This window comes from Mesorhizobium sp. WSM1343 (assembly GCF_055901535.1).
This window is the reverse complement of sequence record NZ_CM148370.1, coordinates 1,050,699-1,073,948: the sequence shown is the minus strand read 5'-3', so window position 1 is coordinate 1,073,948 and position 23,250 is coordinate 1,050,699. Positions and strand designations below refer to the sequence as shown.

Below are 23,250 nucleotides of genomic sequence, written 5' to 3'. Positions count from 1 at the left end.
CGGGTCCGTTCAAGTCTGGACTACTTCCACTCGCGAATGTCGACGAAGTGGCCGGCGATCGCCGCCGCGGCCGCCATCGCCGGCGACACCAGATGGGTGCGGCCCTTGAAGCCTTGCCGGCCCTCGAAATTGCGGTTCGAAGTCGAGGCGCAGCGTTCATGCGGCTTCAGCCGGTCGTCGTTCATGGCCAGGCACATCGAGCAGCCCGGCTCGCGCCAATCGAAACCGGCGGCGACAAAGATCTTGTCGAGGCCTTCGGCTTCCGCCTGTTCCTTGACCAGGCCGGAGCCCGGCACGATCATCGCATCGACATGCGGGCTGACCGTCTTGCCTTCGACCACCTTGGCGACGGCGCGCAGATCCTCGATGCGGCCATTGGTGCAGGAACCGATGAAGACGCGGTCGAGCGTGATGTCGGTGATCCTGGTGCCCGGCGTCAGACCCATATAGTCGAGCGCGCGCTGCTTGGAGGTGCGCTTGTTCTCATCGGTGATGTCGTCCGGGTTCGGCACGATGCCTTGCACCGACACGACGTCCTCGGGCGAGGAGCCCCAGGAGACGATCGGCGGCAGCTTGGCCGCGTCGAGCACGATCACCTTGTCGAAATGCGCGCCCTCGTCGGACTGTAGCGTCTTCCAGTATTCGAGTGCCGCATCCCAGGCCGCGCCCTTCGGCGCGCGCGGCTTGTCCTTGACATAGGCGAAGGTCGTCTCGTCCGCGGCGATCAGGCCGGCGCGCGCGCCGCCTTCGATCGACATGTTGCAGATCGTCATGCGGCCCTCCATCGACAGCGCACGGATCGCCTCGCCGGCATATTCGATGACATAGCCGGTGCCGCCGGCAGTGCCGATCTCGCCGATGATGGCCAGGATGATGTCCTTGGCGGTGACACCTTCCGGCAATTGGCCGTCGACACGCACCAGCATGTTCTTGGCCTTGCGCTGGATCAGCGTCTGCGTCGCCAGAACATGCTCGACCTCGGATGTGCCGATGCCATGCGCCAGCGCGCCGAAAGCGCCGTGCGTCGAGGTGTGGCTGTCGCCGCAGACGATGGTCATGCCGGGCAGTGTAAAGCCCTGCTCCGGACCGATGATGTGGACGATGCCCTGGCGGATATCGTTCTCGGAATAATATTCGACGCCGAAATCCCTGGCGTTCTTGGCCAGCGCCTCGACCTGGATGCGGCTTTCCTCGTTCTTGATGCCGAACTTGCGCTCGGGCGAAGTCGAGACATTGTGATCGACCACGGCCAGCGTCTTTTCCGGATGCCGGACTTTACGGCCGGTCATGCGCAGGCCTTCGAAGGCCTGCGGGCTGGTCACTTCATGGACCAGGTGGCGGTCGATGTAGAGCAGGCAGGTGCCGTCGTCCTGGCGATCGACGACATGGTCGTCGAAAATCTTGTCGTAGAGGGTGCGCGGTGCGCTCATGTGCGTAAATCCGTCGATATGAGAATGGGAAAGAGCAGGTGCCGGACCTCCGGCCCGGCGAAACGACCTCGATGGGTCGGCCTAGGGTAGTCGGCTGGTCAGCGCCCCGGACACGCGCGCGGAGAAGCGCGACGGCAGGCGTTTTCTGTCCTGCAGCACGAACCCCTTGTAGGCCGGATCGCCAAAAAGCTCTTCCATGGCGTGGCTCATATCAATGTTTTGGGTTTTCGGCAATTGGAAGCTGCCTTCGCAGAACTCGGGTTCCTCGTCCTCACTTCCACACCTTCAGGGGGAGAGGAAGGGAGCCGACCTTACTTAAGCTAGCGCCTTCCTCTACCCCGTCGATCGGGGAGAGGTGTCGAGCGAAGCTCGACGGAGTGGGGGTCGACCGGCTCAAGTGTTGTGATTTCGTGTCGAGGCGATGCATGCGCTGGGGTTACCCGGCTGCACGAGATTTGGAGCCAGCCTGATCGTGCTCGCCTGTCGGCGACTGTGCCTTCGAGAACCGCCTTCCCCCACTCCGTCGCTGCTTCGCAGCGCCACCTCTCCCCCCTCCGGAGGGAGAGGAAGGAAGCCAAGATCGGAGAACGCGCCGCTCAGATCACTTCAAACACAAACGTCTTCACCAGCGCATCCGGCTCGGCGATCGCATAGCAGCGGAACCACGGGCTTTCCTCGACCGGCCGCCATTTCCCAGTCTGCTCCAGCTCATCGAACACCGCCTGGAAGCCGCCGCTCTCGAACACCCGGTCGCGCACGGTAAAGATCGCATGGCCGCCCTTGCGGGTGATGCGCACCAGTTCGTGCAGGCCTGTCGCCGGCGCATGGCTGATGGTGAACACGCCTGTCGAGAAGAAGGCGCGGAAAAACCCGTCCGGCCACGGCAGCGGACCGCCCAGCATTGCCTGCTTCAGTTCGCTGTAGGCATTGCGGCTGCCGGCGATCTTCAGCATATCGTCCGAGAGGTCGAGCCCCGCAATGTCGCGGTAGCCGAGCGCATTCAGCGACGGTCCCGACAGGCCGGTGCCGCAGCCGGCATCGAGCAAGGGGCCATCGCCCGCCGGCACATAGCGCGCCACCCAGGCGGTGATCAGGAAAGGCAGGAGGTAGCCGAGCGAGGCGGTCTCGCTGTCATAGGTCGCGGCCCATGCGGCATAGGCCTCTTCAAGCGCTTCCGGCGTGTCGGCCGTATACACGGAATCCAGCGCCGCATTGGCTTTGTCGACGATCATGGGACCTCCTCAACGGGAATGCTCGGGGATCGTAGCGCTGCCTTGGCCGAAAGACTATTCCTCGTGCTGGCGGCGCAGCCGCCGTTCCAGCGCCCTGAGCGCCAGCGACAGACCGACGGTCAGGATGAGATAGATGTAGGCTGTTATCGAATAGGTCTCGAAGAAGCGAAAGGAGCCGGCGGCGTAGACCTTGCCCATCTGCGTGATGTCGGCAACGCCGAGCACCGAGACCAGCGAGGAATCCTTGACCAGGGCGACGAAATCATTGCCGAGGGGCGGCAGGATGGTTCGGATCGCCTGTGGAAACACGATCAGCCGGAAACGCTGCGCGCGGGTCAGCCCGAGCGCCTTCGCCGCTTCGATCTGGCCCTTCTCCACTGCCTGGATGCCGGCCCGGAACACCTCCGAGATGAAAGCCGAATAGCCGATGGTCAGCGCCATGATGGCGCGCCACAACAGCGACACGTCGCGCACCAGCAACTCGCCGAACAGGCCGGCGCTTTGCAGTGGCGCGGTCAGCGCGTTCCAGGCCGCGACGAAGGCCGGCGCGCCGGCAAAGGCGATCCAGAACAACAGCACCAGAATCGGTACGCCGCGGATGATCTCGACATAGAAGCGCGCAATCTGGCGCAGCCAGCGCGAACCCGACATTCCCATCAGCGCGATGCCGAGCCCAATGGCCGACGCCAGCACGAAGGCAATCACTGTGACGAAGATGGTGACGCCGATGCCCTTGGCGACCGTGGCGAACACCTGGGCATAGAGATTGCTGGTGGCGACGAAGACGGCCACCGCGATCGCGAGAGTTACGGCCACGACAAGCCACCAGGGGAAGTCGGCTTTGGAGGAAGAGGCGGGAGGCATCAAAAGGATTGCGCCAAGGCACCCCCCTCTGGCCTGCCGGCAATCTCCCCCTCAAGGGAGGAGATTGGCAGCTTCGTCGACGGCACTCTTTTTACAACTTTGGTGATTGGCGAAAGCGGAAAAAACAGCCAATCTCCCCCCTTGAGGGGGAGATTGCCGGCAGGGCAGAGGGGGGCGTTCAAGCGCGAAGTCGGCGCGAAATCACTGCCCCATCTTGTAATCAAGGAACCACTTCTTGTTCAGCGCATCGAACGTCCCGTCCGCCTTCAACGCCGCAATCGCCGCATTGACCGGCTTCACCAGGTCGGAACCCTTCGGGAAGATGAAGCCGAAATCCTCGGTGCCGAGCGGTCCGCCGATCAGCTTCAGCTTGCCGTCGGAGGCGTCGACATAGCCCTTGCCGGCGGTGCCGTCGGTCAAGACGACGTCAACGTCGCCGGATTTCAGTGCCTGCACCGTGGCGCCGAAGGTCTCGAACAGCTTGATGCGCGGGTTCTGCTCATTGCCGTCGAGCACGCTGTAGACGGCGGTGTAGAAGGGCGTGGTACCGGCCTGCGCGCCGATCAGCCCATCCTTGAAGGCGCCGAAGGTCTTGGCGTCGGTGAAACGGCTTTCATCGCCGCGCACCAGCATGAACTGTTCCGAGCGCATATAGGGGTCGGAGAAATCGACCTTCTCCTTGCGGTCGTCCTTGATGGTGATGCCGGTCATGCCGATGTTGTACTGGTTGTCGGAAACCGCCTGGATCATCGCGTCCCAGGATGTGTTCTGGTACTCGACGGCGAAATTCAGCCGCTTGGCGATCTCGTTCATCGCATCATATTCCCAGCCGATCTGCTTGCCGGTCTTGGCATCGATGAACTGCAGCGGCGGATAGGCGTTTTCGGTCACAACCACCACCTTCTTGCCGCCGAGGTCGGGCAGCGCCTGCGCAAAGGCGGCAACGGGTACCAGGACGAGGGCAAGCAGGCCTGCCAGCAGCAGTTTCGATTTGGTCATGACACACTCCCCGGAAATTGACGGACCCGGGCACGGCCGGGCTTGCAGGAAAATCCGGCGCCGACTTTAGCTTTCCGCAAGCGTCATGCAAGACGGTCCGCTGCGTCAGCGCGCGCGAAAAGGGATTCCGATGCCTTCATTTCCGGGATTCAGGAATGAACGGTGTCGCGGCAGCGATCAGCTCCGCTTCACGATGCCGGCATCCGCCTTGCGCAAGCCGGAGACGAACCGCGTCAGCGTGCGGTGCAGGGATTTCAACTCGTCGGCATCCAGCGGCAGGTTGCAAAGCATCGCCGCCGGCACGCTTTTGGCCTGCTCACGCAACGCTTGTCCCTTCGCTGTCGGCTCGACCAGAACCCGGCGCTCGTCGGCGGGGTCGCGCCGGCGTGTGACCAGGCCACCGGCCTCCAGCCGCTTGAGCAGCGGCGTCAGCGTCGCCGAATCCAGCCCGAGCGCTTCGCCAAGCTCGCCGACCGTGCTTGGAGCCCGTTCCCAGAGCGCCAACATGGCCAGATATTGCGGATAGGTCAGGCCGAGCGGATCGAGCAGCGGGCGGTAGAGCTTCGTCATCAGCCCGCTTGCCGAATAGAGCGCGAAGCAGAGCTGTTGGTCGAGCCGCGGAACGTGAAACGTCCCGGTGGCCTCCGCCGGGACGTCCCTGGTGCTCTTTGTCGTCTTTTCCGTCATGCCGCCTTTACCGAAAGCGCTACGTCGACATTGCCCCTGATGGCGTTGGAATAGGGGCAGATCTTGTGCGCCTCCGATACAAGCGCTTCCGCCGTCGCCTGATCAAGGCCTTTCGTTTCCGCCGCGAGCGCGACGCCGAGCTTAAAGCCTTCGCCATTGGGAAGCAGGCTGACGGTGGAGGTTACCCCGGCATCCGTCAGCGACAGCTTCTGTTTGCGCGCGACAAAGCGGATGGCGCTTTCGAAGCAGGCGGCATAGCCGATAGCGAACAGTTGCTCGGGATTGGTGGCGCCCCCCGGCCCGCCGAGTTCCTTGGGCATTGCCAGATCGACCTTGAGCAGACCGTCGCTGGTCTCGCCATGGCCGGCGCGGCCGCCGGTGACGTGAGCCTGTGTGGTGTAGAGTGCCATATCAAATCTCCAATTACTTTGTGCACGATTATTTAGTGCACAAAGTAATGCGCCGTCAACAGCCGGATCCTGTGTCTGGCGCTGAAAGCGTTCACAGTCTGGTGAAACGAAAAAAGGCGGCCGAAGCCGCCTTTTTGAATGAGTTCCGAAAATCTTATTCGGCAGGGGTCGCTTCTGCGGCGGCCTTGGCTGCTGCTTCGGCCTCGGCGGCGGCCTTCTTCTCGGCGGCGTCCTGGGCGGCCTTCTCGACGGCCAGGGCCTCGGCTGCTGCCACCTTCTCGGCTTCGATGCGGGCCTTCTCGGCGTTCAGCGCATCGCGCTCCTCATCGTTCAGCTTGCGGGCGCGCACGCCGGTGTTTTCCGAAATACGGGCCGATTTGCCGCGACGATCGCGCAGGTAGTAGAGCTTGGCGCGACGCACCTTGCCGCGGCGAACGATCTCGACGCCTTCAACCATCGGCGAGTAGACCGGGAACACGCGCTCGACGCCTTCGCCGTAGGAAATCTTGCGAACCGTGAAGTTCTCCTGGAAGCCGGCGCCGGCGCGGGCGATGACGACGCCCTCATAGGCCTGGACGCGGGTGCGGGTGCCTTCGGTCACGCGGACCTGGACGCGCACGGTGTCGCCGGGCTGGAATTCGGGAAGCTTGCGCTTGGCTTCGATCTTGGCGGCCTGTTCGGCCTCGAGCTGACGGAGAATATCCATCTCAAAAGTCCACTTCTTGTTCTTCCGACAGTCAGAGCGTCCGACACTCGCCTTGCAGTTCCATTGACCGCTTGGCTATGCCTTTTGTCTCCAAGACATTTGTCTTTGAAACATCAGGCAGGGGCGACTACACCGTCATTGTTGACGGGTCCGGCAGATTCTTTCTGGCCGGTACGGGCGGGCACATACAGCTATTTCGCCGCTTTGTCACGCCTTGGGCGCGCATTTTCTGCTCGCATGGCACCATCGTAATCCTGCCGTGCCGGGTTGCGCCGGTCGTTCAGGCTTTCTAAAGCCTGAAATAACACAGTTTTGAGCGGCCGCAATTCATGTCTGTCTTCGATGCCATCCTGCTGTTTCTAGCGGGCTTTCTGTCAGGCGCCGCCAATGCGGTCGCCGGTGGCGGCACCTTCATCACCTTCGGCGCCATGACGTTGGTCGGCCTGCCGCCGATCGTTGCCAACGCCACCTCCTCGGTGACGCAATTTCCAGGCTACATCACCTCGACCCTCGCCTACTCGGCCGATATCAGGCACTTCTGGCGCGGCGCGCTGCTGCTGTGCCTGATCTCGGCCGTGGGTGCACTGGCCGGCGCTCTGATCCTTTTGGCGCTCGACAATCCCTCGTTTCGCGCTCTGGTGCCGTGGCTGCTGCTAGCCGCGACGGCCCTGTTCGCCGCCGGCCCCTGGCTGAAACCAGTGCCAAAGCCCGGCCATGAAGCGGCGGTGGGCTCGCTGGCCGGCTCGCTCGCACAATTTCTCACCGCCATCTATGGCGGCTTCTTCGGCGCCGGCATGGGCGTGATGATGCTGGCGACGCTCGGCCTCACCCAGGCCGGCGACTATCACCGGCTGAACGCGTTGAAGAACATGCTGGCCATGGTCATCGCCGCTGTCGCGATCGTCGTCTTCATCTCGGGCGGCGTCGTCGCCTGGCCGCAGGCGATCATCATGATCCCGGGCGGCGCGCTCGGCGGCTATGCCGGCGTCTGGATCGCCAAGCGGGTGCCGCAAAACGCGGTGCGCGGCTTCGTCGTCGCCGTCGGCCTGTTTTTGGCCTTCTATTATTTTGCCAAGGGCTGAGCAGCGGCAAGCAGGTCCGGACGCCTCTCGGCTGTCAGTCTTTCTGACTCCGCCCGCCGCCAGGCGGCGATCTTCTTGTGATTGCCGGAAATCAGGACCTCGGGAATGTCACGGCCTTCGAACTCCTGCGGCCGCGTATAGTGCGGATGTTCGAGCAGGCCGTTTTCAAAACTCTCTTCCTCGCCCGACATCGCGTTGCCCATGACCCCGGGCAGCAGCCGCACCACCGCGTCGAGCAGCACAAGGGCGGCCGGCTCACCACCCGAGAGAATGAAATCGCCGATGGAGACTTCCTCCAATTCCCGCGCGTCGATCACCCGCTGGTCGACGCCTTCGAAGCGGCCGCACAGGATGACGGCGCCCGGCCCAGCGGCCAGCTCGCGCACACGCGCCTGGGTCAGCGGCTTGCCGCGCGGGCTCATCAGCAGCCGAGGCCGCGCATCGCCTTCCGGCGAAGCATGGTCGATGGCTTTCGCCAGCACGTCGGCGCGCATCACCATGCCGGCGCCGCCGCCGGCGGGCGTGTCGTCGACGGTGCGATGGCGGTCGGTGGCGAAGTCACGGATCTGGATCGTCTCCAGCGACCACGTCCCGGCCTCGAGCGCCCGGCCAGCCAACGACAGGCCGAGCGCGCCGGGAAACATCTCGGGGTAAAGCGTCAGCACCGAAGCGGAAAAACTCACCGGTTGCCCCCGGCATCGCTCGGTCCGCGCGGCCTGCCCTTCGGATCGAAGTCTTCCTCACGCGGACCACCGCCATCCTCGTCATCGACCAGCCCGGCTGCCGCCGGATCGACACGAACAAAACCCTCTGCGATCGACACTTGCGGTACGGCAGCCTGTGTGAACGGGATCAGCACGCCCTTGCGCCCGCCCAGCGTCACGTCGAGAATGTCGCCGCCGCCGAAATTGTGCACCGCGACCACCTTGCCAAGCACGGCACCCGTGTCGTCGCGGACTTCGAGGCCGACGAGGTCGGCATGGTAGAATTCGTCTTCCTCGCCATCGTCCGGCAGCATCGAACGGTCGACGAACAGCTCCGTGCCGGCCAGCGCCTCGGCCGCATTGCGGTCGGCAATGCCCTTGAAACGGACCACGACGACGGTGTTGGCGGGCCTGATGTCGACGATCTGGAAGGCGCGCCCGTCCCTGGCGTAGAGCGGCCCGTAATCGGCCAGCGCCAGCGGCTCGCCGGTGAAGGTCTTCACCCGCAATTCGCCCTTGATGCCATGGGCGGCGCCGATCACGGCCATCTGGACAGGATTCTGGAGCTTGCTCATGGCGAAATATCCTTTGGCCTGCTCTAGCCCCACGCGGCTGTCATTTCAATGACGGGCTATTCACCGCTTCCTAACCCGAATATCCGAAAATGCCGCCATGCAGGAATTCCTCATCCCGGCCAAACCCGATCTCCAGGCGGCGCGCGAAAGCTGGCTGAAGATGCTGGCGCGAGAACGTCGGCTGTCGCCCGAGACGGTGGAAGCCTATGAGCGCGACACGCGTCAGTTCCTGCATTTCCTCACCGGCCATTGCGGCGGCTCGCCCGGCATTTCGGACATCGCCGATCTGCGCCCGGCGGATTTGCGCGGCTTCCTTGCCGCCCGCCGCAATGCCGGTGCCGGCGCCCGCACGCTGGGCCGGGGTCTCGCCGGCATCCGCTCGCTGCTGCGTTTCCTCGAGCGGCGCGGCCTCGCCAATGCGGCCGGTGCGGCGGCACTGCGCGCGCCGCGCCAGCCCAAATCGCTGCCCAAGCCGCTGACGGCGAGCGATGCCAAGCATATCGTTTCCATCGAAGGCCAACTGGCGGAGGAACCCTGGATCGCAGCCCGCAACGCCGCCGTGCTGACGCTGCTCTACGGCTCTGGCCTGCGCATTTCCGAGGCGCTCGGCCTGGCCGGCGCCGATCTGGCGTCGGCGGCCGACACGGTGCTGCGCGTTGCCGGCAAGGGCGGCAAGACGCGCCTGGTGCCGGTGCTGCCGGTGGCGCTCAGGGCAATCGCCGAATATCGCCGGCTCTGCCCCTACCATCTCGACCCCAAGGGCCTGTTGTTTCGCGGCGCCCGCGGCGGCCCGCTCAACCCGGCCATCGTCCAGCGCGACATGGCCAAGCTGCGCTCGGCGCTCAACCTGCCCGATACCGCGACGCCGCATGCGCTGCGCCATTCCTTCGCCACGCATCTGCTCGGCCGCGGCGGTGATTTGCGCACCATCCAGGAACTGCTCGGCCACGCCAGCCTGTCGACGACACAAATCTACACCGGCGTCGACACCGCGAGGCTGCTCGAGATTTATGAGCAGGCGCATCCCAGGGCGTGAACGCCAGTAACGTTCACCATTTGGCCGAAAGCCTCCCCAACGTCGTCGTCCCTGGGCGAAGCAGGAGCGAAGCTCCGTCGCGGAGACCCTGGGATGACGAAGAAATGGGCGTTTCCGCTAATCGTTGAAGCATGAGCCCCATCGACGTCAGTTGAGGGCGATAGCCAGTCCAAGACAATTTCTCAGCACAGGTTAACCGTTTTGCCGCTTTTCAGTTCTAGAAGAGGCTCATGAAACGCGTCATAGCCATCGCCGACCGTGCTGCTTCCGTGTCGCTGAAGCTGCTCGTCGCGCTCAATGTTCTGTTCTTCCTGTCGTTCCTCGCCGTGCTGCTGTTCGCAGCCGGCAAGGCGCATGCCGACGTCCCGACCTGCACCGGTGCCGACATGCTGTCGGCCCTGCAGAAGAACGATCCGGCGACCTACCGCAAGATCGAAGCGGAAGCCGCCGCGACGCCGAACGGCAAGGGCCTGTTGTGGAAGCTGGAAAAGCCCGGCGAGAAGCCGTCCTTCCTGTTCGGCACCATGCATATGACCGACCCGCGCGTCACCACGCTGCCTCCCGAAGCGCAGAAAGCCTATGACGCCGCCGGCACCATCGTCATCGAAACCACCGACGTGCTCGACAAGCAGAAGATGATGGTCGCGATGCTCAAGGAGCCGGACCTGATGATGTTCACGGATTCGACGACGCTGGCGTCGCTGCTGTCGCCCGACGATGCGGCGGCCATGAACACCGCGCTCGACGCACGCGGCATTCCGCCGGCAACGGTTGCCAAGATGAAGCCGTGGATGCTCTCGGCCATGATGGCACTGCCGGCCTGCGAGCTGGCCCGTCAGTCAGGCGGCGCCCCGGTGCTCGATGTCAGGCTGGCGGAAGGCGCGAAGGCTTCCGGCAAGCCGGTGGAAGGATTGGAGACGGCTGAAGGCCAACTGCGCGCCATGGCCTCGCTGCCGCTGGCGTTTCACATGAAGGGCCTCGTCGACACGCTGAAGCTCGGCGACAAGGTCAACGACATCAACGAAACCATGATCGTGCTCTACCAGCGTGGCGACACCGGCATGTTCTGGCCGCTGTTTCGTGCGGCCATGCCAGACCAACAGGACGACCCCGCGGGCTATGCGGCGTTCGAGGAAACCATGATCACCAGCCGCAACAAGGTGATGGTCGAGCATGCCGAACCGATCCTTGCCAAAGGCAACGTCTTCATGGCGGTCGGCGCCCTCCACCTCCCCGGCCCCGAAGGCCTGGTCGAGGATTTCCGCAAGGCCGGTTACACCGTCACGCCTGTCGGACTTTAGTGACTTCAGCTTACTTCGCCAGGATCTGGGCCAGCATCGCCGGAACGACGATCCGGTGAAACGGCATGATGATCGCGAGATAGGCGCGCCCGAGCCAATTGTGCGTCTTGACGATCGTCGTCGCGGCCACCTCTTGCTGGCCCTCGCCGAGATCCCTGACTTTGACCAGGACACGGAAATCGAGATGCCGGTCGTCGAGGCCAAGCACAACCTTGCCGGGAAACTGGCTGATGAGCGGAAATATCCCGATCCGGCCCGACGGCAACACCGCAGTTTCCAGGCCCGTCTTCAGCCGGAACGGCCTGACGGCAAGATTGCGCAGCGCCATGAGCCTGCCGACCCAGGGCGGCGTTCGCCCCAGAGCGCGTTCGGCCGCGCCGAGTGCGGTTAAGGAAAGGCCTTCAGTGACCAGCACATAGCGGTCTGCGAACTGGGCTCTGGCAAGAGCATCGCAGTGATTCGGGACAAGCTGAGCTGACGAATTCGTCACGGCAAAACCCTCTGATTCGACCTTAACAGACGCAAACTTGGCGCGCTGCGTGGCGAAACGACGCCACTCCGGCTGCGGAAGGGCAGGATTGTCCTTGTTTTTGGCGTTTTCCAACCCTAGCGTGAAACCAGTTCAATGATTGCGCGTTGTATGGTGTTGATTGATATTTTTCATCCACGGAGGACACTTTTATGGCGAACACACCGAATCCAAACGACCCGTTCAATTCGTCCACCAACGCACCAAGGCCAAGTGGCGGCGGCGGTGGTAGCGGTTGGCTGATTGCCCTGGTCGTCGTTATTCTGGCGGTTGTCGCGTATTATGTTTTCGGAAGAAGTGGTGAGCACCCGGCACCCGCCGAGCCGCCGGCGGCCAGCACACCGGCCCCAGCGCCTGCACCGGCGGAACCGATGAAGCCGGCTGAACCTGCGCCCGCGCCTGCTCCGGCACCTGCAGAACCGGCGCCTGCCCCGGCACCCGCACCGGCTCCTGCGCCGGCACCAGCCCCTGCGCCGGCACCTGCACCGGCCCAGTGATTGGCTCGATATCAGTTACGAACGGCCCGCTGAAAAGCGGGCCGTTTTGTTTTGTAGGGGCCGCCAGAAAGGCCTTTCCAGAAACTCGCTCCGGTGAGTCAGCTGGTGTGGTTTTCGAGAACCGGAGCGCAGCGGACATTTGGGTCCGTGAGCAGCGCATGACCCCGAAGATCAGTCCGATTTTCGGAAAGGATCATGCGCCAATCAAAAAGGGTCACAGCATCCTTTGAGCGTCCAGGAGGGACGCGCGGCGCTGTGAAAGCGGAGAAAACCTCGCCAGATGGCCGCCGGAGTAGAGTTTATGAAAGGGCCTTAGATGTGGATCGGCTTGAAGAACGTCGCCAGCGCCGCCTCCTTGATCGCCTCCGACATCGTCGGGTGCGCATGGCAGGTGCGGGCGAGATCCTCCGACGAACCGCCGAACTCCATCAGCACCGCCGCCTCGTGGATCATCTCGCCGGCGCCGAAGCCGACGATATGGACGCCGAGCACGCGGTCGCGTTGCCTGTCGGCGAGGATCTTCACAAAACCGTCCGTGTGCAGCATGGCGCGCGCCCGGCCATTGGCGCTGAACGGGAATTTTCCGACCTTGTAGTCGATGCCGGCCTTCTTCAACTCTTCTTCGGTTTTGCCGACCGAGGCGATTTCCGGGCTGGTGTAGACGACGCTCGGAATGACGTCATAGTTCACGTGGCCGGCCTGACCGGCAATGGTTTCCGCTACCGCCACGCCCTCATCCTCGGCCTTGTGCGCCAGCATCGGCCCGGCGATGACATCGCCGATGGCATAGATGCCCGGGATATTGGTCTTGAGATGGCCATCGGTCTTGACCCGGCCGCGCTCGTCGACCTCGACGCCGGCTTCCCCGAGCCCGAGGCTGTCGGCATAGGCGCGGCGGCCGGTGGCGATCAGCACGGCATCGGCCTCGATGGTCTCGGCGGCGCCGCCCTTGACCGGCTCGAAGGTGACGGTCGCACCCTTCTTGGCCTTGGCGACGCCGGTGACCTTGGCGCCGAGCTTGAACTCGAAGCCCTGTTTGCCCAGCAACCGCTGGAATTGCTTGGAGACCTCGCCGTCCATGCCGCCCAGGATGGTGTCGAGGAATTCGACCACGGTGACCTTGGCGCCGAGCCGCGCCCACACCGAGCCGAGCTCGAGCCCGATGACACCGCCGCCGACCACCACCAGATGGCCGGGAACCTTATCCAGCGACAGCGCGCCGGTCGACGACACGATCACCTTCTCGTCGATGTCGACCTTGACGCCGGGAATGCCGGCGACATCCGAGCCGGTGGCGATGACGATGTTCTTGGTCTCGATCTCCTCGACCTTGCCGTCCTCGGAGGTGACCGACACCTTGCCGGCGGCGAGCACCTTGCCGGTGCCGCGGAAACTGTCGATCTTGTTCTTCTTGAACAGGAAGGCGACGCCGTTGACGTTCGACGACACCGTCGCATCCTTGTGCGCCATCATCTTCTTCAGGTTCAATTTCGGCGCCGATATCTCAACGCCGAGCGTGTCGAAGGAGTGGCCGGCCTCGGCGAACATCTCGGAGGCATGGAGCAGCGCCTTGGACGGGATGCAGCCGATGTTCAGGCAGGTGCCGCCGAAGGTCGCGTTCTTCTCGACCACCGCAACCCTGAGCCCGAGCTGCGCCGCCTTGATGGCGCAGACATAGCCGCCGGGTCCCGATCCGATGATAACGACGTCATAAGCCATGATACTGTCCTTCTGTTTTGAGCATGATGCCGAAAAGTGTGACGCGGTTTTCGGATAACATCATGCTCGATCTGCTTGAGAGCGCTCAGCGGCCGCCGCTTACATTCAGGATCGCGCCCGTCGTATAGGACGCGGCGTCGGAGAGAAGATAGAGAACCGCGCCCGCGACTTCATCCACTGTACCGGCTCTTTTCATCGGCAGCAGATCGCGGAACCGCTCCACCCGGTCCGGCTGCCCGCCGGAGGCGTGGATGTCCGTGTCGATGATGCCCGGCCGCACCGCATTGACGCGGATGCCTTCTAGCGCCACCTCACGGGCGAGCCCGACGGTGAAGGTGTCGATGGCGCCCTTGGAGGCGGCATAATCGACATATTCGCCCGGCGAGCCCAATGTCGCCGCGGCCGACGAGATGTTGACGATGGATCCGCCCGACCCGCCATGACGGGTCGACATGCGCTTCACCGCCTCGCGGGCGCAGAGCAACGAGCCGACGACATTGATGCGCATCATGCGCTCCAGCCGCGAAACATCCATCTCGTCGACGCGCGCCTTGACGTCGACGATGCCGGCATTGTTGACGAAGGCATCGAGCCGTCCATAGGTGCGGTCGACGGCCTCGAACATGGCCACGATATCGGACTCCTTGCCGACATCGCCCTTGACCGCGAAAGCCTCGCCGCCGGCGGCCTCGATCTCGGCGACCAGCGCCTTGGCGGCCTCCTGGTTCGAAGCGTAGTTGATCCCGACGCGATAGCCGGCCTTCGATCCGAGCCGGCAGATCGCGGCGCCGATGCCGCGGCTGCCGCCGGTGACCAGCAGCACCTTTTGCGTCCCGCTCATTCCTGGCATCCCTTCAAGGCAAACACATCCCACGGCACTTTCGAAAATCCGCTGCCGCCATAGGCGCTGGATTGGCGCAACGCCGGCCCGAGGTCCGGCAGGATCAGCGTCTTCGGCGCTTCGACGCCTTCAGCCGGCAGCAGTCCGATGTTGCTCTTTTCATCCGCCGTGTAGATGACGCCATGCCAGGGCGTGCAGGCGGCAAGCTCCTCGCCGGTGACGTCGCCCTCGGGGCATTTGTGCATCAGCGCACCGTTCGGCCGCGATACGCCTTCATTCCACATGACGATGCCATTCAGCACCACATTGTTGTCGAGGATCATGCGGAACGTGTTGGTGACGGTAGCCGAGGTGCCGGTCGGCGTGAAATCGATCTCGCCGCCGCTCTGGGCGTCGCCATAGACAGCGAGTTCTATCGGGCAGGCGGCATGGGCGCCGGCAGCGGCCAGCACCATGCCGGCCGCGATCGATGCGATCGAAAGCACCTTGGAAAGGCTAAGGGAACGGGTCGTCATTCTGCCGCGCAGATCCCTTCCTCCGGCACACATTCCAACAGCCGGACCAGCACCAGACCTCAGAGATCAAGCACCAGCCGTTCCGGATCCTCCAGGCTTTCCTTGACGCGCACCAGGAACGTCACCGCTTCCTTGCCGTCGACGATGCGGTGATCGTAGCTGAGCGCCAGGTACATCATCGGCCGGATGACGATCTGGCCGCCGACCACGACAGGCCGGTCCTGGATCTTGTGCATGCCCAGAATGCCCGACTGCGGCGCGTTGAGGATCGGGGTCGACATCAGCGACCCGTAAACGCCGCCGTTCGAAATCGTAAACGTGCCGCCCTGCATGTCGGCGACCGACAGCTTTCCGTCACGCGCGGCGATACCCAGCCGGCCGATGTCCTTCTCGATCTCGGCGATCGACATCTGGTCGGCATCGCGCACCACCGGCACGACGAGGCCCTTTTCAGTGCCGACGGCGACGCCGATATGGGCATAGTTCTTGAAGATGATATCGGTGCCGTCGATCTCGGCATTGACCGAGGGGATTTCCTTCAACGCGTGCGTGACGGCCTTGGTGAAGAAGCCCATGAAGCCGAGCTTCACGCCGTGCTTCTTTTCGAACACGTCCTTGTATTTGGTGCGCAGCGCCATCACCGCTGACATGTCGACCTCGTTGAAGGTGGTCAGCATGGCTGCGGTCGACTGCGCTTCCTTGAGGCGGCGCGCGATGGTCTGGCGCAGCTTGGTCATGCGCACGCGCTCCTCGCGCGATGCATCGTCGCCCGAGGACGGCGCCCGCACGGCAACCGGTGCAGGTGCTGCTTTCGGCGTCTCGGCCGGCTGCGACGGCGCGCCCTTGGAGATGGCGTCGAGCACGTCACCTTTCAGCACCTGGCCGCGCTTTCCCGAACCGGAGATCTGGTCGACCGAGAGATTGCTTTCGGCGATCAGTTTCGCCGCGGCCGGTGCCGGTGGCATGGTGCGCGGCTCGACCGGGCCGGCATCGCCGGCGATCTTGGCGGTCTCGGCCGCGGCCTGCTTGCCGGTCGATGCCGCATCCGGCGACGAGGCCTGCGACACCGCTTGCGGCTTCGTGGCGGGAGCCGCGCCGCCTGCCGAAATCGACCCCAGCAGCGCGCCGACACCGACCGTCTCGCCTTCCTTGACGGTGATCTCACCCAGCGTGCCGGCGGCGGCGGCAGGCACCTCCACCGTCACCTTGTCGGTCTCGAGTTCGACCAGCGGTTCATCGGCGGCGATTGTATCGCCAACCTTCTTGAACCATTTGCCGACGGTCGCTTCAGTGACGGATTCGCCGAGAGTGGGAACGCGGATTTCGGTAGCCATTGTGCCTGTCCGTTTTCTTTCGGTTCTGTTGTTCGCCCAGATCTTCTCTATTCACCAAGCGCGTCTTCGAGCAAGGCGGCGAGCTGGGCGAGATGCTTCGACATCAGTCCGGTCGCCGGCGAGGCGGCGGCCGGACGGCCGGTGTAGCGCACCCGCTGATGCTTGGCGTCGATATGCGCCAGCACCCATTCCAGATACGGGTCGATGAACGACCAGGCGCCCATGTTCTTGGGCTCCTCCTGGCACCACACCATCTCGGCATTGCGGAACCGCGACAGTTCGGTGATCAGCGCCTTGGCCGGGAACGGGTAAAGCTGCTCGACGCGCAGCAGATAGATGTCGTTGATGCCGCGCTTCTCGCGCTCCTCATAGAGGTCGTAATAGACCTTGCCCGAACACAGCACGACGCGGCGGATCTTGGAATCCTTGACCAGCTTGATCGCTTGTCCGGAAAGCAGCTGCGCATCGTCCCACAGCAACCGGTGGAACGAGCTTTCGCCCGAAATTTCCGGCAGCGTCGACACCGCCCGCTTGTGGCGCAGCAGCGACTTCGGCGTCATCAGGATCAGCGGCTTGCGGAAGTCGCGCTTCAGCTGCCGGCGCAATATGTGGAAGTAGTTGGCCGGCGTGGTGCAGTTGGCGACTTGCATGTTGTCTTCGGCGCAAAGCTGCAGGAAGCGTTCGAGCCGGGCCGAGGAATGTTCCGGACCCTGGCCTTCATAGCCATGCGGCAACAGGCAGACGAGGCCCGACATTCTGAGCCACTTGCGTTCGCCTGACGAGATGAACTGGTCGAACACCACCTGGGCGCCGTTGGCGAAGTCGCCGAACTGCGCTTCCCACAAGGTCAGCGCCTTGGGCTCGGCCAGGCTGTAGCCGTATTCGAAGCCCAGCACCGCCTCTTCCGACAGCATCGAGTTGATGACTTCATAGCCGGCCTGAGCCGCCGACAGATTGTTGAGCGGGATGTAGCGGGTCTCGTCGCGCTGGTCGTAGAGCACGGAATGGCGCTGCGAGAAGGTGCCGCGTTCGGAATCCTGCCCCGACAGGCGGATCGGATTGCCGTCGAGCAGGATGGCGCCGAAGGCCAGCGCCTCGGCCGTCGACCAGTCGATGCCTTCGCCGGACTCGATCGCCTGGCGGCGGTTTTCGAGGAAACGGATGATCGTCTTGTGCGCCTCGAAGTCCTTCGGCACCTCGGTCAGCTTCCTGCCGATTTCCTTCAGTGTCTTGACCGGCACGGCGGTCTTGCCGCGCCGCTGTTCGTCCTGGTTGTCGGCGGTGCGCAGGCCCGACCAGGCGCCGTCGAGCCAGTCAGCCTTGTTGGGCTTGTAATGCTGGCCGACTTCCCATTCGGATTCCAGATGCGCCCGCCAGTCGGCCTTCAACTGGTCGAGCTCGGCCTGGGTGAGGTGACCCTCGGCGATCAGCCGGTCGCCATAGATCTGCACCGTCGTCTTGTGGTTGCGGATGTTGCGGTACATGATCGGCTGGGTGAAGGCCGGTTCGTCGCCCTCATTGTGGCCGAAGCGGCGATAGCAGAACATATCGACCACAACAGGCTTGAAGAACTTCATGCGAAACTCGATCGCCACCTTGGTGGCGTGCACCACGGCTTCCGGGTCGTCGCCATTGACGTGGAAGATCGGTGCTTCGATCATCTTGGCGACGTCGGACGGATAGGGCGAGGAGCGCGAAAAGCGCGGGTTGGTGGTGAAACCGATCTGGTTGTTGATGATGAAATGCAGCGTGCCGGCGACGCGGTGGCCGCGCAGGCCCGACAGGCCGAGGATCTCGGCGATCACGCCCTGACCGGCGAAGGCGGCATCGCCATGCAGCAAGAGCGGCAGCACCTTGGCGCGCTCTTCCAGCGGCACGATTTCCTCGCGGCTGCGGCCGAACAGATAATCCTGCTTGGCGCGCGCCTTGCCCATCACCACCGGATCGACGATCTCCAGATGCGAAGGATTGGCGGTCAGGGACAGATGCACCTTGTTGCCGTCGAACTCGCGGTCCGACGAGGCGCCGAGATGGTACTTGACGTCGCCCGAGCCTTCGACCTCATCGGGTGCCGCAGAGCCGCCCTTGAACTCGTGGAAGATGGCGCGGTGCGGCTTGGCCATCACCTGGGAGAGCACGTTCAGCCGGCCGCGATGCGCCATGCCGAGCACGATTTCCTTCATGCCGAGCTGGCCGCCGCGCTTGACGATCTGCTCCAGCGCCGGGATCAGCGCCTCACTGCCATCGAGGCCGAAGCGCTTGGTGCCCTTGTACTTGACGTCGATGAACTGCTCGAAGCCTTCAGCCTCGACCAGCTTCTGCAGGATCGCCTTCTTGCCGGCGGCGGTGAAGGTGATCTCCTTGTCGGCACCCTCGATGCGCGCCTGGATCCAGGCCTTTTCCTCAGGGTCGGAGATATGCATGAACTCGACGCCGAGCGTGGAGCAATAGGTGCGGGTCAGGATTTCCAGCATCTGCCGGATGCTGCCGAATTCAAGCCCCAGCACATTGTCGAGGAAGATCGGCCGGTCGTAATCGGCTTCGGTGAAGCCGTAGTTTTCCGGCGACAGCTCGTTGTAGTCCTCGAGCGGCTTGGCGATGCCGAGCGGATCGAGATTGGCGTGCAGATGGCCGCGCATGCGGTAGGCGCGGATCATCATGATGGCGCGCACCGAATCGCGCGTCGCCTGGTGCACGTCGGCATCGGAGAGGACGACGCCGTTGGTGACCGCCTTATCCTTGACCTTCTTTTCGATCGTCTTCTCGACGATGCCCCAATTGCCGTCGAGCGCCGACACCAGTTCGCCATTGGCCTGCAGCGGCCAGGAGGGCTTGGCCCAGGAGGCGCCCTTGGCGTTCCTGCGCACATCGCCGGCATCGTCCTTCAGCCCGGCGAAGAACTCCTGCCATTCGGGATTGACCGAGGCTGGATCGTCCTCATAGGCGGCATAGAGCGCGTCGATGTAGTCGGCATTGCCGCCATAGAGGAAAGAGGTGAGCGAAAATTGGTCGTTGGCCTGATCTTGTCTTGCCATTTTTGTCCGCGGAGCCCGGCTCCGTCTCCTGTTTTTGGAGGGGAGTAGGGAAATAAGGGAATAGGGGAGTAGGGCTTTTTGCCGCTGCTATTTTCCCTACTGCCCTACTCCCTTACTCCCCTATTCCCTTACCCTTTGATCGCTTCGACCAAGGTCGTGCCCAGCCTTGCCGGCGACGGCGAAACTTTTATTCCGGCCGATTCCATTGCCGCGATCTTGTCTTCGGCGCCGCCCTTGCCGCCGGAGATGACCGCGCCGGCGTGGCCCATGGTGCGGCCGGCCGGCGCCGTGCGCCCGGCGATGAAGCCGGCCATCGGCTTCTTGCGGCCACGCTTGGCTTCGTCCTTGAGGAACTGCGCGGCGTCTTCCTCGGCCGAACCGCCGATCTCGCCGATCATGATGATCGACTTGGTCTCCTCGTCGGCGAGGAACATCTCGAGCATGTCGATGAACTCGGTGCCTTTGACGGGGTCGCCGCCAATGCCGACGGCGGTGGTCTGGCCGAGGCCGACATTGGTGGTCTGGAACACTGCCTCATAGGTAAGCGTTCCCGACCGCGAAACAACGCCGACCGAGCCCTTGCGGAAGATGTTTCCGGGCATGATGCCGATCTTGCATTCGTTGGGCGTCAGCACGCCCGGGCAGTTCGGGCCGATCAGCCGCGAGGTCGAACGGTCGAGCCTGGCCTTGACCCTGATCATGTCCATCACCGGTATGCCTTCGGTGATGCAGATGATCAGCGGGATCTCGGCCTCGATCGCTTCGAGGATGGCTTCGGCGGCGCCTGCCGGCGGCACATAGACGACGGACGCATTGGCACCGGTCTTTTCCTTGCCCTCGGCGACGGTGGCGAAGATCGGCAGGCTCTCGCCCTTCGCGCCGGTCCACGTCTCGCCACCCTTCTTGGGATGGATGCCGCCAACCATTTTCGTGCCGTGATAGGCCAGCGCCTGCTCGGTGTGGAACGTGCCGGTCTTGCCGGTCAGGCCCTGCACCAGCACCTTGGTATTCTTGTCGACGAGGATGGACATGGGAGCCCTTTTCTAAAAACCGTTGATCGAGGGAAACATGGTCAGAGCCGCTTCAAGTCGGCGACAGTGAGGTCGCTCTTGGCGTTGCCGGTGTTGAGCGTCGTTGCCGGCTCGAACATCAGCACCACGGGCTCAACGGTGAGCGAGCGCGGCCGGTGCTCGACGCCGCGCGGCACGACGATGAAATCGCCCTCGCCGAGTTCGACCGGGCCGTCGCGGAAATCGATGGCAATACGCCCACGCAGCACGAGGAAGGCTTCGTCCTCATTGTCATGCGCGTGCCAATCGAAGACCTCGCCGAACTTGGCGACCTTCGCCTGGCTGTCGTTGACGTCGCCGGCGATATGCGGATCGAAGACCTTCTTGATCTTTTGATCCGCAGCCTCGACCAGGTTTATCTTATGCGGAGGCACCAGATCAGCCCTTCACCGCCGCCACGATCTTCTTGGCTGCATCGTCGAGATCGTCGGCAGACACCACGTTGAGGCCGCTGTCGTTGATGATCTTCTTGCCGAGCTCGGCATTGGTGCCTTCCAGGCGCACCACCAGCGGCACTTCCAGGCCGACTTCCTTGACCGCGGCAATGACGCCCTCGGCAATGATGTCGCACTTCATGATGCCGCCGAAGATGTTGATCAGGATGCCTTTGACCGCAGGATCCCTGGTGATGATCTTGAACGCTGCCGTCACCTTCTCCTTCGAAGCGCCACCGCCGACATCGAGGAAGTTGGCGGGCTCGGCGCCATAGAGCTTGATGATGTCCATCGTTGCCATGGCGAGGCCGGCGCCGTTGACCATGCAACCGATATTGCCGTCGAGCGCCACATAGGCGAGGTCGTATTTCGACGCCTCGATTTCCTTCTCGTCCTCTTCCGTGGTGTCGCGCAGCTCAAGCACGTCGGGGTGGCGGAACAGCGCGTTGTTGTCGAACGACACTTTCGCGTCGAGCACGCGCAGCCGGCCGTTCTTCATGACGATCAGCGGATTGACCTCGAGCAGGCTCATGTCCTTGTCGACGAAGGCCTTGTAGAGGATCGGGAACAGCGTATCGCCGTCCTTGGCCGCATCGCCGTCGAGCTTGAGCGCGCCGTTGAGCGCCTTCAGGTCGGCCGATGTGACGCCTTTTTCCGGATCGATGGCGACGGTGATGATCTTTTCGGGCGTGTCATGGGCAACCGCTTCGATGTCCATGCCGCCTTCGGTCGAGACGACGAACGCAATGCGGCCGACCGAACGGTCGACCAGGATCGACAGATAGAGCTCGCGTTCGATGTCGGCGCCGTCTTCGATATAGAGGCGGTTGACCTGCTTGCCGGCCGGGCCGGTCTGCTTGGTCACCAGAGTGTTGCCCAGCATCTCGTTGGCGTTGGCGACGACATCGGCCACCGATTTCGCCAGCCGCACGCCGCCCTTGGCGTCCGGGCCGAGCTCGGTGAATTTGCCCTTGCCGCGGCCGCCGGCATGGATCTGGCTCTTCACCACATAGAGCGGGCCCGGCAGCGCCTTGGCGGCGGCTTCCGCTTCGCTCGCCTTGAACACCGGCACGCCTTCGGCCACCGGCGCGCCGAACGACTTCAGCAGTGCCTTGCCCTGATACTCATGGATGTTCATCTGTATGGTCTCCGGATCGACTGGGGGTTCACTTACTGGAGATTCATTTGGAGGCGAGTTGCGGCGCGATCTTGACGCAGGCCTCGGTCAGGCCCTGCACCGTCGCCACGGAGGAGTCGAACATCTTCTGCTCGCTCTTGTTGAGCTCGATCTCGATGATGCGCTCGACGCCGCCGGCGCCGATCACCACGGGAACGCCGACATAGGTATTCTTGACGCCATACTGGCCGGAGAGATACGCCGCACAGGGCAGCACGCGCTTCTTGTCCTTGAGATAGGCTTCGGCCATCGAGATCGCCGAAGCGGCCGGCGCGTAATAGGCCGAGCCGGTCTTGAGCAGGCCGACGATCTCGGCGCCGCCGTCGCGGGTGCGCTGCACGATCTGGTCGAGCTTCTCCTTCGAGGTCCAGCCCATCTTGATGAGGTCGGGCAGCGGAATGCCCGATACCGTCGAGTAGCGGATCATCGGCACCATGGAATCGCCGTGGCCGCCGAGCACGAAGGCGGTGACGTCCTCGACCGAGACCTTGAATTCCTCGGCCAGGAAATAGCGGAAGCGCGCGCTGTCGAGCACGCCGGCCATGCCGACGACGTGGCTGTTGGGCAGGCCTGAGAATTTCTGCAGCGCCCACACCATGGCGTCGAGCGGGTTTGTGATGCAGATGACGAAAGCCTTCGGCGCATACTTCTTCAGCCCGGCGCCGACCTGCTCCATGACCTTGAGGTTGATGCCCAAAAGGTCGTCGCGGCTCATGCCGGGCTTGCGCGGCACGCCGGCGGTGACGATGCAGACGTCGGCGCCTTCGATGCCGGCATAGTCGTTGATGCCGGTGAGCCTGGAGTCGAAGCCATCGACCGGCGACGACTGCGCGATATCGAGCCCCTTGCCCTGCGGGATACCTTCGGCAATATCGAACAGCACCACGTCGCCGAGGTCCTTGAGGCCGATCATGTGAGCGAGCGTGCCGCCGATCATGCCAGAGCCGATAAGCGCTATCTTGTTGCGTGCCATGTGAGGATGTTTTCCCTTTGTCGGTGACGACGTCTCAAATCTCTGGTGACTTGATGGCGGCGTCGAAGAAGAGGCCGGAATGCTGCGGGGGACCGCGAAT

Annotated in this window: 22 protein-coding genes; 3 read left to right on the top strand and 19 right to left on the bottom strand. The window is 63.5% G+C overall.

What is annotated here, in order from left to right; all coding sequences use genetic code 11:
• Positions 1-20: 20 nt before the first annotated feature.
• From leuC to rplS, 7 genes are all read right to left on the bottom strand, one after another.
• A complete protein-coding gene (gene leuC, locus AC0NIL_RS05130; protein ID WP_027163297.1) occupies positions 21-1,430 on the bottom strand; it encodes a 3-isopropylmalate dehydratase large subunit in 1,410 nt (469 codons plus the stop codon).
• Positions 1,431-2,026: 596 nt separating this feature from the next.
• Positions 2,027-2,662: a class I SAM-dependent DNA methyltransferase gene (locus AC0NIL_RS05125; protein ID WP_473573823.1), complete on the bottom strand. Its 636-nt coding sequence runs from the start codon at positions 2,660-2,662 to the stop codon at positions 2,027-2,029.
• 54 nt (positions 2,663-2,716) lie between these two features.
• Positions 2,717-3,526, bottom strand: coding sequence for an amino acid ABC transporter permease (locus AC0NIL_RS05120; RefSeq protein WP_063173357.1), 810 nt, complete (start codon positions 3,524-3,526; stop codon positions 2,717-2,719).
• A gap of 201 nt (positions 3,527-3,727) precedes the next feature.
• Complete coding sequence (locus tag AC0NIL_RS05115; protein ID WP_224618937.1) at positions 3,728-4,525, bottom strand: transporter substrate-binding domain-containing protein; 798 nt, start codon at positions 4,523-4,525, stop codon at positions 3,728-3,730.
• Positions 4,526-4,702: 177 nt separating this feature from the next.
• A complete protein-coding gene (locus AC0NIL_RS05110) occupies positions 4,703-5,212 on the bottom strand; it encodes a MarR family winged helix-turn-helix transcriptional regulator (RefSeq protein WP_013528863.1) in 510 nt (169 codons plus the stop codon).
• On the bottom strand, positions 5,209-5,622 hold the full coding sequence (locus AC0NIL_RS05105) for an organic hydroperoxide resistance protein (RefSeq protein WP_473573824.1): 414 nt from the start codon (positions 5,620-5,622) through the stop codon (positions 5,209-5,211). The genes AC0NIL_RS05110 and AC0NIL_RS05105 overlap by 4 nt, the downstream gene beginning before the upstream one ends.
• A 154-nt stretch (positions 5,623-5,776) precedes the next feature.
• Complete coding sequence (rplS, locus tag AC0NIL_RS05100) at positions 5,777-6,328, bottom strand: 50S ribosomal protein L19 (RefSeq protein ID WP_013528861.1); 552 nt, start codon at positions 6,326-6,328, stop codon at positions 5,777-5,779.
• 329 nt (positions 6,329-6,657) lie between these two features.
• Between rplS and AC0NIL_RS05095 the strand changes: the two genes are divergently transcribed.
• Entirely contained in the window at positions 6,658-7,410 is a 753-nt protein-coding gene (locus AC0NIL_RS05095; protein WP_473573825.1) for a sulfite exporter TauE/SafE family protein, read from the top strand.
• Here AC0NIL_RS05095 and trmD read toward each other — a convergent pair.
• Positions 7,392-8,093: a tRNA (guanosine(37)-N1)-methyltransferase TrmD gene (gene trmD, locus AC0NIL_RS05090; protein WP_063173360.1), complete on the bottom strand. Its 702-nt coding sequence runs from the start codon at positions 8,091-8,093 to the stop codon at positions 7,392-7,394. The two genes, AC0NIL_RS05095 and trmD, sit on opposite strands and share 19 nt — an antisense overlap.
• Entirely contained in the window at positions 8,090-8,689 is a 600-nt protein-coding gene (rimM, locus tag AC0NIL_RS05085; RefSeq protein ID WP_013528858.1) for a ribosome maturation factor RimM, read from the bottom strand. Before rimM ends, trmD begins: the two co-directional genes overlap by 4 nt.
• Positions 8,690-8,786: 97 nt before the next feature.
• Between rimM and AC0NIL_RS05080 the strand changes: the two genes are divergently transcribed.
• Positions 8,787-9,725: a tyrosine recombinase XerC gene (locus AC0NIL_RS05080; protein WP_473573826.1), complete on the top strand. Its 939-nt coding sequence runs from the start codon at positions 8,787-8,789 to the stop codon at positions 9,723-9,725.
• 230 nt (positions 9,726-9,955) lie between these two features.
• Complete coding sequence (locus tag AC0NIL_RS05075) at positions 9,956-11,026, top strand: TraB/GumN family protein (RefSeq protein ID WP_063173361.1); 1,071 nt, start codon at positions 9,956-9,958, stop codon at positions 11,024-11,026.
• Between the two features lie 10 nt (positions 11,027-11,036).
• On the opposite strand, the gene AC0NIL_RS05070 is transcribed toward AC0NIL_RS05075, so the two are convergent.
• The 10 genes from AC0NIL_RS05070 to mdh form a co-directional block, all read right to left on the bottom strand.
• Complete coding sequence (locus tag AC0NIL_RS05070) at positions 11,037-11,516, bottom strand: DUF2867 domain-containing protein (RefSeq protein WP_473573827.1); 480 nt, start codon at positions 11,514-11,516, stop codon at positions 11,037-11,039.
• Positions 11,517-12,364: 848 nt separating this feature from the next.
• Positions 12,365-13,771 carry a dihydrolipoyl dehydrogenase gene (lpdA, locus tag AC0NIL_RS05065; RefSeq protein ID WP_474048436.1) on the bottom strand — a complete coding sequence of 469 codons (1,407 nt, stop codon included), beginning with the start codon at positions 13,769-13,771 and terminating at the stop codon, positions 12,365-12,367.
• An 85-nt stretch (positions 13,772-13,856) separates the two neighbouring features.
• On the bottom strand, positions 13,857-14,612 hold the full coding sequence (locus AC0NIL_RS05060; protein WP_473573828.1) for an SDR family oxidoreductase: 756 nt from the start codon (positions 14,610-14,612) through the stop codon (positions 13,857-13,859).
• On the bottom strand, positions 14,609-15,127 hold the full coding sequence (locus AC0NIL_RS05055) for a hypothetical protein (protein WP_473573829.1): 519 nt from the start codon (positions 15,125-15,127) through the stop codon (positions 14,609-14,611). Before AC0NIL_RS05055 ends, AC0NIL_RS05060 begins: the two co-directional genes overlap by 4 nt.
• Positions 15,128-15,186: 59 nt before the next feature.
• A complete protein-coding gene (gene odhB, locus AC0NIL_RS05050; protein WP_013528851.1) occupies positions 15,187-16,461 on the bottom strand; it encodes a 2-oxoglutarate dehydrogenase complex dihydrolipoyllysine-residue succinyltransferase in 1,275 nt (424 codons plus the stop codon).
• A 47-nt stretch (positions 16,462-16,508) separates the two neighbouring features.
• Positions 16,509-19,496 (bottom strand): 2-oxoglutarate dehydrogenase E1 component, encoded by a 2,988-nt coding sequence (locus tag AC0NIL_RS05045; RefSeq protein WP_013528850.1) that lies wholly within the window; start codon positions 19,494-19,496, stop codon positions 16,509-16,511.
• 128 nt (positions 19,497-19,624) lie between these two features.
• Positions 19,625-20,527: a succinate--CoA ligase subunit alpha gene (sucD, locus tag AC0NIL_RS05040; RefSeq protein ID WP_013528849.1), complete on the bottom strand. Its 903-nt coding sequence runs from the start codon at positions 20,525-20,527 to the stop codon at positions 19,625-19,627.
• A 41-nt stretch (positions 20,528-20,568) separates the two neighbouring features.
• Entirely contained in the window at positions 20,569-20,940 is a 372-nt protein-coding gene (locus AC0NIL_RS05035; protein ID WP_013528848.1) for a cupin domain-containing protein, read from the bottom strand.
• A 4-nt stretch (positions 20,941-20,944) separates the two neighbouring features.
• Entirely contained in the window at positions 20,945-22,138 is a 1,194-nt protein-coding gene (gene sucC, locus AC0NIL_RS05030) for an ADP-forming succinate--CoA ligase subunit beta (protein ID WP_013528847.1), read from the bottom strand.
• Positions 22,139-22,181: 43 nt separating this feature from the next.
• Entirely contained in the window at positions 22,182-23,150 is a 969-nt protein-coding gene (gene mdh / locus AC0NIL_RS05025; protein WP_013528846.1) for a malate dehydrogenase, read from the bottom strand.
• Positions 23,151-23,250: the final 100 nt, after the last annotated feature.

Coding starts and splice junctions, on each gene's coding strand:
- leuC (WP_027163297.1), bottom strand. CDS start 1,430: ATGAGCGCACCGCGCACCCTCTACGACAAGATTTTCGACGACCATGTC.
- AC0NIL_RS05125 (WP_473573823.1), bottom strand. CDS start 2,662: ATGATCGTCGACAAAGCCAATGCGGCGCTGGATTCCGTGTATACGGCC.
- AC0NIL_RS05120 (WP_063173357.1), bottom strand. CDS start 3,526: ATGCCTCCCGCCTCTTCCTCCAAAGCCGACTTCCCCTGGTGGCTTGTC.
- AC0NIL_RS05115 (WP_224618937.1), bottom strand. CDS start 4,525: ATGACCAAATCGAAACTGCTGCTGGCAGGCCTGCTTGCCCTCGTCCTG.
- AC0NIL_RS05110 (WP_013528863.1), bottom strand. CDS start 5,212: ATGACGGAAAAGACGACAAAGAGCACCAGGGACGTCCCGGCGGAGGCC.
- AC0NIL_RS05105 (WP_473573824.1), bottom strand. CDS start 5,622: ATGGCACTCTACACCACACAGGCTCACGTCACCGGCGGCCGCGCCGGC.
- rplS (WP_013528861.1), bottom strand. CDS start 6,328: ATGGATATTCTCCGTCAGCTCGAGGCCGAACAGGCCGCCAAGATCGAA.
- AC0NIL_RS05095 (WP_473573825.1), top strand. CDS start 6,658: ATGTCTGTCTTCGATGCCATCCTGCTGTTTCTAGCGGGCTTTCTGTCA.
- rimM (WP_013528858.1), bottom strand. CDS start 8,689: ATGAGCAAGCTCCAGAATCCTGTCCAGATGGCCGTGATCGGCGCCGCC.
- AC0NIL_RS05080 (WP_473573826.1), top strand. CDS start 8,787: ATGCAGGAATTCCTCATCCCGGCCAAACCCGATCTCCAGGCGGCGCGC.
- AC0NIL_RS05075 (WP_063173361.1), top strand. CDS start 9,956: ATGAAACGCGTCATAGCCATCGCCGACCGTGCTGCTTCCGTGTCGCTG.
- lpdA (WP_474048436.1), bottom strand. CDS start 13,771: ATGGCTTATGACGTCGTTATCATCGGATCGGGACCCGGCGGCTATGTC.
- AC0NIL_RS05060 (WP_473573828.1), bottom strand. CDS start 14,612: ATGAGCGGGACGCAAAAGGTGCTGCTGGTCACCGGCGGCAGCCGCGGC.
- AC0NIL_RS05055 (WP_473573829.1), bottom strand. CDS start 15,127: ATGACGACCCGTTCCCTTAGCCTTTCCAAGGTGCTTTCGATCGCATCG.
- odhB (WP_013528851.1), bottom strand. CDS start 16,461: ATGGCTACCGAAATCCGCGTTCCCACTCTCGGCGAATCCGTCACTGAA.
- AC0NIL_RS05045 (WP_013528850.1), bottom strand. CDS start 19,496: ATGGCAAGACAAGATCAGGCCAACGACCAATTTTCGCTCACCTCTTTC.
- sucD (WP_013528849.1), bottom strand. CDS start 20,527: ATGTCCATCCTCGTCGACAAGAATACCAAGGTGCTGGTGCAGGGCCTG.
- sucC (WP_013528847.1), bottom strand. CDS start 22,138: ATGAACATCCATGAGTATCAGGGCAAGGCACTGCTGAAGTCGTTCGGC.
- mdh (WP_013528846.1), bottom strand. CDS start 23,150: ATGGCACGCAACAAGATAGCGCTTATCGGCTCTGGCATGATCGGCGGC.